The organism is uncultured Campylobacter sp., assembly GCF_938045595.1.
In the GTDB taxonomy this organism is placed as follows: Bacteria; Campylobacterota; Campylobacteria; order Campylobacterales; family Campylobacteraceae; genus Campylobacter_B.
Window position 1 is genome coordinate 1 of record NZ_CALIBB010000270.1, and the last position, 12,025, is coordinate 12,025.

Consider the following 12,025-nt stretch of genomic DNA (forward strand, 5'->3'; position numbering starts at 1 on the left):
TTAAATTTTAAATTTTGCTGCAATTTTAGCAAATTTAAGATGAATTTTAAGAGGCGAGGTGCGATTAATCATAGAGTTTGGTTGTGGCGGATGCGAAGCACAAGCCTGCTCTAGCAAGAGCACCGAAAGCGACACGGCGTTAAAATTTTACGCAGATAGCGGCATGCCCGATTGACTGCGGTACGAGATTAAATTTCCGCCCTGCATCGCGCGATAAAATTTAAGCCTTAAGCGCTCGTTTAATTTTAACATTCCGCGGCAAGGCATGGAGAATTTAAAATTTGAAGCTCACTTCGCCGCTAAATTTATCGCGCTTCTTGCCCAGGCGCGCAGCAAACCGCATACCGCAGCTAAATTTAGCGCTTTAGCGAACAGCGGTTTAAAAAGTAGCAAGCGGGGCAAAATCCCGTGACGCCTACGATAAAGGGCACGAGTCCGACCAGCCCCCACCAGCTGCTAAACAACGGCTTTCGCGATCATTATCACTAGTCCGATCAGCGCTCTTATTATCCTAGTTTTTTACTTAGCATTGCGTTTTCTTTGCACGCATTAATTCCTAAAAATTTTATAAAGCGAGCAATGGCAGTAAACCGCCAACTAACGTATCTTTCAGCTAGCTCTCCGACATACGCGCCTTGGTTAAATTCGGCTTCGTTTAATTATCTTTTCTTTTGCATAAAAGTGCGATCCAACAAAATTTATGTGCCTAAGAAATAAAATTTTATGCGAGCTCGACTTAAAAATTTCGGCAAGCGTAAAACAAGGCAAACTCGAAGGCGGGCGGGCAGTAGGGTAAAATTTGCGTATTGAAGGATAAAAATTTACACGCAGCTTTAAATTTGAAATCGCGATAAATTTTAACCGAGAAGAATTCTATCGTTGCAGAAAGTTTGTCTAAATTTAAACTCGCCATGTGTTTTGAGCGTCTAAATTTACGCGCTGTGGCAAAGAAGCATAATGCGGACGTAATATTTACGATCGAAGAGGCACCTGATCTCGCGCCGTACCGCCAAAATCAGATTTCGTAGCGATAAATTTTACCGAAATTTTCATCCAGATTGTAGCTAAACTCACCGCCTGCGTAATAGATTGTTTCGCCGCTCTCCAGCTCGAAGCGCTGATACACGCGCAGCACGACCTCGTTTTCGCTGATGCCTTGGACATGGATAAAAATATCGCTCTTTCTGCCCGCGGTCATCGCCATTTGGTAGAGCTGATTAAATAGCGCGTATTCCGGATCTTTCTCGGCATCCTCTTGGGATAAAAAGCCCTCCAGTACGCCTAGCATCTCCGCGCGAAATTCCGTCCTGGCGCGCGCATAGGCGTTTTGGATATTTTCGATCTGGTTGGTATCGAGTAAATTTAAAAGCGAATGTTTGCCCACGTAAAGCGTCGCGCTCGATGTGATTTTGCCATCCTTGTCGGTCACTAGTCGCAGAGCTTTCTCTACGCGCCACAAGGCCTCTTTTAGCTCGAGCCCGCTTTCAATTTCAATTTTCATCATAGATCCTTTATCAAGAATGCGGAATTTTAGCGTTAAATTTTAAATTTTAAAGACAAACTTCGCGATCAGATACGCCATATACAGCATCAAAACTCCCACGAGCGCGTCGATTATGCGCCATGCTCTGCTGCTTGCAAAAAGCTTCGAAAGCGCCCCTGAACCGTAGCCCAAGCCGAAAAACCACGCAAACGATACAAACATAACTCCCGCGTAAAACCACGGCTTTTGGGCATATGCGATCGTAGCGCCCAGCGAGCCCACGACCACGACGGTGTCTAAATACACGTGCGGATTTAGAAGCGTCACCGCAAGGGCTTTGGCTACGACGGGCGCCAGCGGGCTATTTGCCGAGTTTTGAATCTTGGCAAAATGCGAGCCCCTATAGGCGCTAAAAAACGAGCTTAGCGCGTAGCAGAGCAGAAATATGATCCCGCCTATGCCTAAAATTTGGGTAAAAAGCGAGCCTTGCTTAAGAGTGCCGCCGATTAAAAATATCCCTACGGCCGTAAATACGGCATCGCTTAGCGCACAGACCGTGCAAACCGCCGCGACGTGGTTTTTTGCAAGGCCTTGGGAGATGACGAAGATGTTTTGCGCGCCGATCGCGACGATAAGCGAGAGCATCAGCGCGGCTCCTTGCAAGAAAATTCCGATCGGCAAGGAGTTCAAGACCGCGCCTCTACTTGTTTTTACTTTCGCAGGCGGAGCTTTGCATCTCGGCATCAGAGTCAGCCGCTACCACACTTCCTGGCGCAGCGTCAAGCTCATTATCGCCCGCACAAAATTTAGGCGCGGAATTCTCGGCACCTATGAAATTTTCGCCCACGCTAGCGCTATTTGAAGAAGCGGCATTATTCGGCGCGGCGGAGCCTTGTTCGTTTAAATTTGAAGCGCTCTTTAAATTCTGCGCGCCGTTTGAATCGGCGGCGCCATTAGAATTTTGTGCGATGGAATTCTGCGCGGCGTAGGAATTCTCCGCGCCTAAATTTTGTGCGCCACAGGAATTTTGCGAAGCGGAATTTTCATCGCGGAAGTTTTTAGTTTTAAAATTTTTAGCGGAGTTTGTGCTTTTTTTAGAGCCCTTAGCACCCTTGCGAGTTTTTGGAGCGGCTTGCTCTTCCTCAGAGCTTTGCGAAAGACCCGCTTTCTCGCGCAAAATTTTACTCAGCTCGTAGATCGAAATTTCAAACGAGCCCGGTAGCGTGGCCTCTGTGTCGCTGTAAAATCGTAAAAAATTAAAGCGATCCTGCGCCTGCGGCATTTTTTTGAATACAAAATTTAAAAGCTCCGTTTTGTTTCTGCCCGCGACGAAGGTTTTGGTGCCTAAATTTGCTATATCTTTGTATTCGAAGCTCTCGGAATTTGCGCCGCGTACGATCGTAAAAGCATCCTCGCCGATCTGCAAATAATTTTTAGCGTCGAGTCTAAGCGCGCAAAAAAACGCGCAAAATGCCGCCACTACGGAAGCAAAAAGCGCCGCACCGCCAAAGCCCGCGTGGTAGCAATATCCGCTAGCGAGCGCCAAAATCGCCGATCCCGCCAGCGTCATCGCTACGGGCTTTTTATTCTCTTTTACTATCATCTTCCCTGCTTAATCATCTGTCTTATATATTCGTAAATTTTAAAATTTAGCGCATCCATTACCGAGTCTTTAGAGCCCGGATTTTTGATGCTTTGGTAGTTGAGGTTCGTTACGTAATCCTTCCACGCGCCCTTGTTTTTAACGCTTATGTAGAGGCTAATCTGCGAGTCGTAGAAGTAGTCTCTGTAATAATCGTCGTCGTCCCAAGGATCATAACCGAACGGCATCCCCCAGCCTACGCCCACGCCCGTATATCTATAATACCTGCCAAAGCCCATACCGAAGCTAAATCTCGGATTGTCCCACGATCTGCGCGAAAAATCAGCCTTGCGGAAGTAGTTGAGATTGCCACCGATTTGGACGTTCGCCGCACTTTTATTTACGACCTTAAATCCATCCGCACGCAGATGTTGGATCACTACTTGGGTTAAATTCGAATCCGTCGTCGAGGTATTGGTAAAATTTACGCTTATGAGTTTATCCTGCGGAAATTCCATAATGTGAAGCGGCTCGGAAGTGCGCACGATACCGCTATTTACGGGCACATTTTTAGAGCAGCCCGTAAAAATCAAAAACGCCGAAATGACCAAAAAAAGTGAAATTTTATTTTTCAAGACGGATCCTTTCGCTTAAGATTTCAAATCCTAAATTTGAGTGATTGTAGCATAAATTTAAAATTTTAATGTCAGCAAGAGGCGATTTTTTGAAATAATCTAACGGCGAATGGGCAAGAGTGGAATTTTTAAATAAAATTTTGCGCCGAGCGACCGCTAAATTTAAAGCCGTCGCTCGGTTGAAATTTCTGTAAAAGAGGCGGAATTTTAAATCGTAGGCGTTTAAAATTCCACAATCTTATAGGCTCACGCCGCGCGTAAGTACGCGCTTGCGATAAACATCCGAAACTCTGCTCGCATCGCCCACGATTAGAGCGTTCGTGCAACAGATCGCCGCACAAATCGGAACCTTGCCCTCTGCGATGCGGTTTTGGCCGTATTTATGTAGCTCCTCGTGCGAAAACGTAGGCTCCGGTCCGCCCGCGCACATAGTGCACTTATCCATCGCGCCTTTGATACCGAAAGCTCCGTCTCTAGGGAATTGCGGAGCACCGAACGGACACGCGTAGAGGCAGTATCCGCAGCCGATACATTTATCTTTGTCGTGTAAAACGACGCCGTCGGTTCTGATATAGAAGCATTGAACCGGGCAAACCTGCGCGCAAGGCGCATCGGTGCAGTGTTGGCAAGCAATAGAGCTTGAAACCTCCTGCCCCTCTATGCCCTCGTTTAAAGTAATAACCTTGCGCCTATTTATCTGCACGGGAACTTCGTGAGCCGAGCTGCAGGCTACCTGGCAACCATAGCAAGCGATGCAACGCTCGACATCGACGTAAAATTTTAATCTTGCCGGCATTTTATCTCCTTATGCTCTTTCTAGTCTGCAAAGACCGGCGTTAAATTCCGAAATTTGCGTATTTATGTCAAAGCCGTAGTTGGTAATCGTATTTGAGCTCTCGCCTCTGATATATGGCTTAGTGCCCTCAGGATAGCGCTCGCTTAGATCCTCGCCCTGGAAAATTCCCGCGAAGTTATACGGCATAACAATACGATCAGGCGTTACGGCGTGCGAATAGATGCACTTGACTTTGATCTTCGTGCCTTGCGGCGAATGAATCCACATCATCTCACCATCTTTGATACCTTTATCAGCGGCAAGCTTAGGATTTACGTGCGCAAACATCTCCGGAGTAATCGCCGAAAGATACTTGCTCGTGCGCTCAATCATGCCCGCACCGCTTAAATTTACAAGCCTTAGCGAGCTCACGATCGTAGGGAAATCCTTGCTCCAATCCTGCTTTTTCTGCTCGGAGATAAATCTCGTAAAGACGCGGAAATTTCGTTTTTGATCCGCAAAGGTCGGATATTTCTCCACCAAATCCCATCTAGGCGAGTGGATCGGTTCGCGATGCTTTGGAATTTGATCCGCAAACTGCCAAACCTTCGCTCTTGCTCTTGCGTTTCCACAAGGGCAAATTCCAAACTCGCGACATTTTTTAGCAATGATACCGCTATAATCGGTACTCCACGTAGGTCCCATCTTGGCTTTTTCATCCTCGCTTAGCGTGATGCCTAAAACCTGTTCGATATTTGCCTTAGTAATCTCTGCGTGTCCGCCTTGAATTTTTGATCCCGGAAGGGTAATGCTCTCGTCGGCTAGCTGCGAAACGCCGTCGTGTTCTAAGCCAAAGCGGTTTCTAAATCCCATACCGCCGTCGGCATAAGGCTTAGTTACGTCGTAAAGAATCGGCGTGCCCGGGTGTTGCGTATCCCAGCAAGGCCATGGAAGCCCGTAGTATTCGCCCTCGACCTCGCCACCTATGCCGCGCAAAGTATCGGGATCAAATAGATGCCAGTTCTTCTGCTGTCTGCGAAATCTAGCTGCGGTGCGTCCGTTATTTCCAATACTTTGAGTATTGCGTGCAATCTCATCGGTAGCGTCGTCAGGCCAAACGAAATCGTCCTTAACCTGCTTAAGCTCGCCATCAACGATGCCCATCTTCATGCCGCGAACGTATTCGTCGTAAAAGCCGAATTTTTTCGCGAATAAAAACATTACTTCTTGATCCTCTTTGCTCTCAAATAGCGGCTTAACGATCTGAGTTCTCCACTGACCGCTGCGGTTTGTAGCGCTTAGATGACCTTCGCTTTCAAACTGCGTAGCTACCGGCAAAACATAAATTCCATCCGGTCTATCATTTAGAATCGCTACTTCGTTTAAGAACGGCTCGGCGACTACCAGCATATCGATCTTACCTAATGCTTCTTGAGTCTCGCGAACGTGAGCCATAGAAGTAATTCCTGTGCCTTGCACCCAAAGAACGCGGACATTGCCACTACTTAAAACGGGCTCGTTTTTCAAAACGCCCTGCCACCATTTAGATAGCGAAAAGCCCTTTTCGTTGCGCCAATTTATCACATCTTGCTCGATGCTCGGATCGTAGTGAAAATACTCGGTAAAATTCGTACCAGGCACTTTTTCACCCTGCTTTTCGTGCGGCTGCTTAGTAGAGACGGCAAATCTTTTAATAAACTGCTCGTAATCTACGCCCCAGCCCTTGCAGAAGTGCTTCCAAGCGTTATCGGCTAGCCCGTAATACGCAGGTAAGCTATCGGAGAGATTGCACATATCGGTAGCGCCCTGAACATTATCATGGCCTCTAAGGATGTTGCAGCCGCCGCCTGGCTTGCCCATATTGCCTAGTATGAGCTGCAAAAGAGCCAAAATTCTAGTATTAGAACTTCCGATCGAGTGCTGTGTAATGCCTAGAGCCCAGCATAAAGTAGCGGGCTTTGTGGTAGCAAACATCCTCGTAAATTCTATCAGCTCCTCTTCTTTGCATCCGGTAACGTTAGCTACCTCTTTAGGATCCCACTTCTCAGCTTCCGCCTTGATCTCATCTACAGCGTAGGTTCTGGTTTTTATTAGTTCTTTATCCTCCCAGCCGTTTTTAAAGATTAGATGCAGCATTCCGTACACAAACGCTATATCAGTTCCCGGACGAATTCTAATATACATATCGGCCTTAGCCGCAGTTCTAGTAAAATTTGGATCGACGACGACGATTTTCGCGCCGTTTCTATCGCGAGCTTGAAGAGCATGCTTCATAGCCCCCACGGGATTTGCGACCGCAGAATTCGCACCTATGAAAAGGATCATTTTAGAATTTTTCGCCATATCGCCTACGTGATTTGTCATAGCTCCATAACCCCAAGTATTCGCCACACCGGCGACTGTTGCGCTATGTCAAATTCTGGCTACGTGGTCGTTGCTGTTTGTACCCCAAAAGGCTGCAAATTTTCTAAAATAATATGCCTGCTCGTTGCAAAATTTAGCCGAGCCCAGAAATACCACACTATCTGGGCCGTCCTCTTTGCGAACTTGAAGCATTTTATCGCCGATTTCGTTAACGGCTTGTTCCCAACTTATGCGCTCCCACTTGCCGCCAACCTTTTTGAGCGGATATTTAAGACGCATTTTAGATTTGGTTAGATCGATTTGATCGATTCCCTTACAGCAGTGGCTGCCTTGTGAGATCGGGTGATCTACTGCCATATCTTGGCGAATCCAGGTATTGGTGCTCTCATCCACTTGAGCCTCGATACCGCAGCCTACGGAACAGATCGAACATATCGTTCGCTTCATAACGGAACCTGGAAATGGGTTTTTGATCTCTTGCTCAGTAGCGGCTCTTAGCGTATTATTTTCGCCAAACGCAGCTACGCTGCTCGCTCCTAAAGCGGCGAGTTTCAAAAACGATCTCCTTCCGATCGTATTCTCACTCATGAAAATTCTCCTAGTAAGCTACTTTATAGTATTTTTTCCACGCTTCACTCTCCCAGTAAAGCACCTCTTTTTTCGGTGATTTGCCACGAACGGTATCGCCGTAATCCTGCTCGCTTTTTGCTAGAGCCTGAGATGCGGCAACGCCCACGGCGCCTACTGCGCCGATTTTTAGAGATTTTTTAAGAAAATCCCTGCGTTTGTTCTCCATGGTTTTCCTTTGTGAAGAAATCGCTTTAAATCTTTTATTGTAGTAACGCCTGTTACAGGATTTAAGTCTAATGAATTATAACGAAAAGGCAGTGAGATGGAAATTAAATTTTAAGTTACTTTTTAAATTTTATTTAAAATTCAAAATATAAAGTTCTAACTAAAAAACTACTCGCAAAACTCGAGCTTGCGAGTTTAAAATTTAACCGAAATTCTACTTTTGCGTTAAGATTTTGGTTAAAAATTTTATTTATCAATCCAGATCAAAAATATCTTCCGGATTGGTAAATTTATTTTGATAGCCGCCTTTTTTGATCGCTTCTTTAACGACGCTGCGATCTTTCTTTTGCGGAGCGGCAAGCGCTAAAAGCGAGCGCTCAAGCGCAAAAAAGCTTCTCATTAGTGCGCCTAATGATTTGAAAAAATCCGCCCGCACATGCCCGCACAAAAGCTCGCTAAACTCATCCACAAAGCTGTTGGTGACATTCGTAAAAAGCTCTAACGCCAGCGCTTCGCCGTCTTGCGCGCCGACGAAATTTTTAGCGTATTGCGCGCTCGCAGTATTTTTACCATCCTGCGGGCCTGTAAAATTTTTACTGCCATGCGAATCTACAGAATTTTTTCTGTCTTGCGCTGTCAAGCTCGCGCTATTCGTAAAATTTTGCTCGTTTGCCACGGAATTTTGTCCGTTTAAAACTGCGCTGTGTTTTGCAGTCGCGTCGCGAAGCAGAGTCGAATGCAGGTAAAAAATAAATCCCACATAGTCCTCGCACTCTTTGCAAAGCTCCATATTGCGGCGAAATTTACTCTTTTTTAGCACGTCAATTACTGCGACGCGCATACGCCCATCGTCGCGTCCTTCGTCGTAGAAGCTCGCACTCATCGGCACATTGGCGTATGAAAAATCAAAAAGCACGGAATTTTGCTCGCTTTTAAACGCTGCGAAGTCGAATTTCGCTAAATTTTGAAATTCCGCCTCATCGCTAGACACGATGGGCGAGCTACGTAAAAACTCCAGCTGCTGCTGCCAGCGTTTAAATTTAGCGTCCGTATTGTAGAAAAAAAACGGAATCGCGAAAAATTCGTAGTAGTAGCTTCTCGCTTTGATTAAATTTGCATCCATTACATTACCCCTTTTCTAGCATCTTCTATCTGTTTTTTTATCATTATTTTCGCCTTGCAATCGCCGCAGCAAAAAAGCGTCTTCATCTTTTCAGGCTCGTTTGCAAAATGCGCACCCATCATATCCGCGATCTTCATCACGGCTTTGCTCGTCGCAAATTCCTTACCGCATTCAATGCACTTAAAAAGCTCATCTTTAGCTAGCATTTTGTAATTAAAAAATCCCGGCTCAAGCTCCACGCCGCAAGGCTTAAGCTCGATCGTATCCTTTTCGGCGCAGCTTAGCACGCAGTAGTTGCACGTCGTGCAAAGCGAGGCATTGAGCTTAATCGAATTGTCGCTGTTATCGGCATACAGCGCGCCGGTATTACAGGCACCCACGCAGCTAAGGCATAGCGTGCAGCTTGCTTCGTTTATGTTTACTTTGCCAAATTTTAGCAACTCTCCGCTTTTTACGACGCTGAAGCTACCATCACCAACCATCGCGCTTACGCGTTTGGAAAAAATTTCTTTCTTGCTAAGACCCTGCTCGTTTAAGCTAAACGCCCAGGGCCGAGAGCTTTGCGCCTGCTTTAGCGCCTCTTGTAGCTCGATTAAATTTCGCGCTAAAAATACCGCGTCCTCGCCGTAGATCGCGCGCGAAATTCCATTGATAAGCTCCACCGCTTCGCGCGTGCCCTCGCCTACGTCCGCGCCGTAAACGATCACACTCGAGCCACTTTCTTGCATCGCGCTTAGCAAATTTACCTCATCTATTTGCTTGCTTCCAAAAATTCCAAACGGCAGCACGCCGCACGGAAGCTGCACTGCGGGTGCGGACTCGATTTCGCTCTCTGCGATGAGAAACGGAATTTTGCCTGCATAGAGCTTTGCGATCTCGCCAAATACGCTTTGGGGCAGCTTGGCAAATTTCAGCGCACCGCTAGGGCAGACGCTCACGCACGCGCCGCAACCGATGCAGTCGATATGCGAAAATACTAACTCGCGCTTTTCGTCGTTTTTCAAAATCGCCACTGTAGGGCAAACCTCCGCGCATGGCGCTCGCAGCTCATTTCGCCTACCTTGATACTGGCAAATCGCAGGATCGAAGATCGTGGAATTCTTATAATGATAAACCGGGCTTTTGGAATTTAAAATTTCTAAAATTTCATCGTCTTTTAGCCCCGAGATCTCGTAGCAGCCGCTTTGTCGTAGCTGATAGGGCGTCGCGCCGCTAATCAAGAAAAAATCCGCCTCAGTCTCAACCTCATCCTGCTCGCTTAAAATCGTAACCGCAAGATCGCCAATCTCGCCGTAGACGAACTTTATCTCGGCTCTGCTTAACGCGATCACCTTAAATCCCTGCTGCCTAAGTAGCCCCACAAGCTCCCCTCGAGGCTCGTCACAGGCGAGAATCACATTTTTGCCGACGGGCTTTTGATAGTCGCTATCTAGCGCGCCGTCGAAGGCAATATCCTTGGCGCGATACAAAATATCTACGTTTTTAGCGATTTGTAGCGGCTCATCTGCGGAATTTTCTATATAAAAATTTATCTCGGGTGCATAAATTTGCGCTTTTAGTTTCGGCGAATTAGCAACGATAAATTCCTCATTTTTCGCCCCCTCTTCATCGCCGCAAATTTCGATATCGTCGCTTAAGACGACATCTTTTAGCCCCGCGGCGTAAAATCCATGTTCTTTCATAATCTATCCTAAATTGATAATTAGGCGGGTTTTACTCTTATTTTCTAAACAGCTTTTAAATTCTGCACTTAAAGTAAATCGAATTTAAATTAATAATTCTATAGATAAAGCAAAATCAAAGCTTTAAATGATAAAATCGCCTAAATTTTAAGGCATCGGGGTCGCAATGCAACGAATCAAACTACCAAAAATCGATAAAATCGCAAACGCGCAGGAGTTTCAAAACTGCCTCCGCCCGCAAATCATCAAAATCGCGCAAGAGCTCATCCGACAGGAGCGCGAAAAGGCGCTGCAAGGAGGCGCGGTCGCAAGCGAAAGCGAGATCATCGCACGCATCAAATCGCGCTACGAAAAATTTCAAAATCTAAGCCTTAAGCCGCTTATCAACGCAACCGGCGTCGTGCTGCACACAAACCTCGGCCGCAGCGTCATCAGCGCCGAAATTTTAGTCCGCGCGCAAAAGGTCATCACCTCATATTCAAATTTAGAATACGACCTATCCGAGGGCGCGCGCGGCAACAGATACGACTACATAGCGCTTTTGTGCAGCGAGCTCTTCGGCGCGCAGGACGCGCTCGTGGTCAATAACAACGCTGCGGCGGTCTTTTTGGTGCTAAATACCTTCGCGCGCGGACGCGAGGTCGTGGTAAGCCGCGGCGAGCTAGTCGAGATCGGCGGGAGCTTTCGGGTGAGCGAAGTGATGGCAAACTCGGGCGCAAAGCTCGTAGAAATCGGCACTACGAACAAAACCAAGCCGGAAGATTACGAGGAAGCAATCAATGAAAATACGGCGATCTTGATGAAGGTGCACCGCTCAAATTTTAAAATTTCAGGCTTCAGCTCTAGCGTAAGCGCTGCGGAGACGGCAGCTCTCGCACGTCGCGCCTCACAGGCAAAGAGAGAATTTTTAGCGCTTAGAGCGGCAAGCTTTAAAAATTTAGCAGATCTTTGCGGCGGCTCTTCGGACGCAGACGGCGAAATTTTAAATTCCGCGCCGAATGGTTTAAGCTTAGCTGCAAGCTCTGCAAATTCTTTAAATTTAAAAAACGACGAGCCGTCCGAAAAGAGCGAGCGTTTTTATGAAGGCGGCGCGAGCGACAAGAGCGAAATTTCTAAAATTTACCCCGCAAAATTTAGCATGAAAAAAGAGGAAAGCTTTAACGAGATCATCGATTACTACGATCTTGGAAGCGGCTATGCAAGCGAGCTGGGATTTGGGCTAGGCAAAAGCGAGCCATCCATTTTTGAGCTTTTAAAAAGCGGCGTGCGGCTGCTTAGCTTTAGCGGCGACAAGCTTTTCGGCTCCGTGCAATGCGGCATCATCCTAGGAGATCGCAAGCTCATCGCGCGCCTGCGAAAAAACCAGCTACTGCGAATGCTGCGCGTGGATAAGATCACGCTAAGCCTGCTTGCCGAGACGATCAAGGCGTATATAAATAAAGAATTTCACCTCATCACGACGATAGATCAGATCCATCTGAGCCTGGACGAGCTGCGCGAGCGAGCGGAGCTAGTGCGATCGCGTATCGGCGTAAAATCGCAGATCGTGCCTACTACCACCTTTGTAGGCGGCGGTACGATGCCCG

Annotated in this window: 11 protein-coding genes; 2 read left to right on the top strand and 9 right to left on the bottom strand. The window is 47.0% G+C overall.

The features are described 5' to 3' along the window. The first annotated feature begins 265 nt into the window (after positions 1-265). A complete protein-coding gene (locus tag Q0340_RS10585; RefSeq protein WP_298083276.1) occupies positions 266-412 on the top strand; it encodes a hypothetical protein in 147 nt (48 codons plus the stop codon). A gap of 603 nt (positions 413-1,015) precedes the next feature. Here the strand turns inward: Q0340_RS10585 and Q0340_RS10590 are convergent. From Q0340_RS10590 to Q0340_RS10630, 9 genes are all read right to left on the bottom strand, one after another. Next, positions 1,016-1,501 carry a hypothetical protein gene (locus Q0340_RS10590; RefSeq protein ID WP_295151131.1) on the bottom strand — a complete coding sequence of 162 codons (486 nt, stop codon included), beginning with the start codon at positions 1,499-1,501 and terminating at the stop codon, positions 1,016-1,018. A gap of 42 nt (positions 1,502-1,543) precedes the next feature. Further along, positions 1,544-2,173: a LysE family transporter gene (locus tag Q0340_RS10595; protein ID WP_298083277.1), complete on the bottom strand. Its 630-nt coding sequence runs from the start codon at positions 2,171-2,173 to the stop codon at positions 1,544-1,546. A 10-nt stretch (positions 2,174-2,183) separates the two neighbouring features. Next, on the bottom strand, positions 2,184-3,086 hold the full coding sequence (locus Q0340_RS10600; protein WP_298083278.1) for a hypothetical protein: 903 nt from the start codon (positions 3,084-3,086) through the stop codon (positions 2,184-2,186). Continuing rightward, a complete protein-coding gene (locus tag Q0340_RS10605; RefSeq protein WP_297902697.1) occupies positions 3,083-3,700 on the bottom strand; it encodes a hypothetical protein in 618 nt (205 codons plus the stop codon). The genes Q0340_RS10600 and Q0340_RS10605 overlap by 4 nt, the downstream gene beginning before the upstream one ends. A gap of 238 nt (positions 3,701-3,938) precedes the next feature. Further along, positions 3,939-4,496: a formate dehydrogenase FDH3 subunit beta gene (gene fdh3B / locus Q0340_RS10610; RefSeq protein ID WP_297913568.1), complete on the bottom strand. Its 558-nt coding sequence runs from the start codon at positions 4,494-4,496 to the stop codon at positions 3,939-3,941. A 9-nt stretch (positions 4,497-4,505) separates the two neighbouring features. Continuing rightward, positions 4,506-7,427, bottom strand: a complete 2,922-nt coding sequence (locus tag Q0340_RS10615; RefSeq protein WP_298083279.1) for a formate dehydrogenase subunit alpha — start codon at positions 7,425-7,427, stop codon at positions 4,506-4,508. A 10-nt stretch (positions 7,428-7,437) separates the two neighbouring features. Further along, a complete protein-coding gene (locus Q0340_RS10620) occupies positions 7,438-7,635 on the bottom strand; it encodes a twin-arginine translocation signal domain-containing protein (RefSeq protein WP_005871103.1) in 198 nt (65 codons plus the stop codon). Between the two features lie 252 nt (positions 7,636-7,887). Next, positions 7,888-8,757, bottom strand: coding sequence for a molecular chaperone TorD family protein (locus Q0340_RS10625; RefSeq protein ID WP_298083280.1), 870 nt, complete (start codon positions 8,755-8,757; stop codon positions 7,888-7,890). Continuing rightward, positions 8,757-10,439, bottom strand: a complete 1,683-nt coding sequence (locus Q0340_RS10630) for a 4Fe-4S dicluster domain-containing protein (RefSeq protein WP_298083281.1) — start codon at positions 10,437-10,439, stop codon at positions 8,757-8,759. The genes Q0340_RS10625 and Q0340_RS10630 overlap by 1 nt, the downstream gene beginning before the upstream one ends. 166 nt (positions 10,440-10,605) lie before the next feature. On the opposite strand from Q0340_RS10630, the gene selA reads away from it, so the two are divergent. Continuing rightward, positions 10,606-12,025 (top strand): L-seryl-tRNA(Sec) selenium transferase (selA, locus tag Q0340_RS10635; protein ID WP_298083282.1); only part of this gene is annotated, 1,420 nt, incomplete at its 3' end.

Excerpts from the sequence above, each read along its gene's own strand:
- Q0340_RS10585 (WP_298083276.1), top strand. The coding sequence starts at position 266 with ATGGAGAATTTAAAATTTGAAGCTCACTTCGCCGCTAAATTTATCGCG.
- Q0340_RS10590 (WP_295151131.1), bottom strand. The coding sequence starts at position 1,501 with ATGAAAATTGAAATTGAAAGCGGGCTCGAGCTAAAAGAGGCCTTGTGG.
- Q0340_RS10600 (WP_298083278.1), bottom strand. The coding sequence starts at position 3,086 with ATGATAGTAAAAGAGAATAAAAAGCCCGTAGCGATGACGCTGGCGGGA.
- fdh3B (WP_297913568.1), bottom strand. The coding sequence starts at position 4,496 with ATGCCGGCAAGATTAAAATTTTACGTCGATGTCGAGCGTTGCATCGCT.
- Q0340_RS10620 (WP_005871103.1), bottom strand. The coding sequence starts at position 7,635 with ATGGAGAACAAACGCAGGGATTTTCTTAAAAAATCTCTAAAAATCGGC.
- Q0340_RS10625 (WP_298083280.1), bottom strand. The coding sequence starts at position 8,757 with ATGGATGCAAATTTAATCAAAGCGAGAAGCTACTACTACGAATTTTTC.
- Q0340_RS10630 (WP_298083281.1), bottom strand. The coding sequence starts at position 10,439 with ATGAAAGAACATGGATTTTACGCCGCGGGGCTAAAAGATGTCGTCTTA.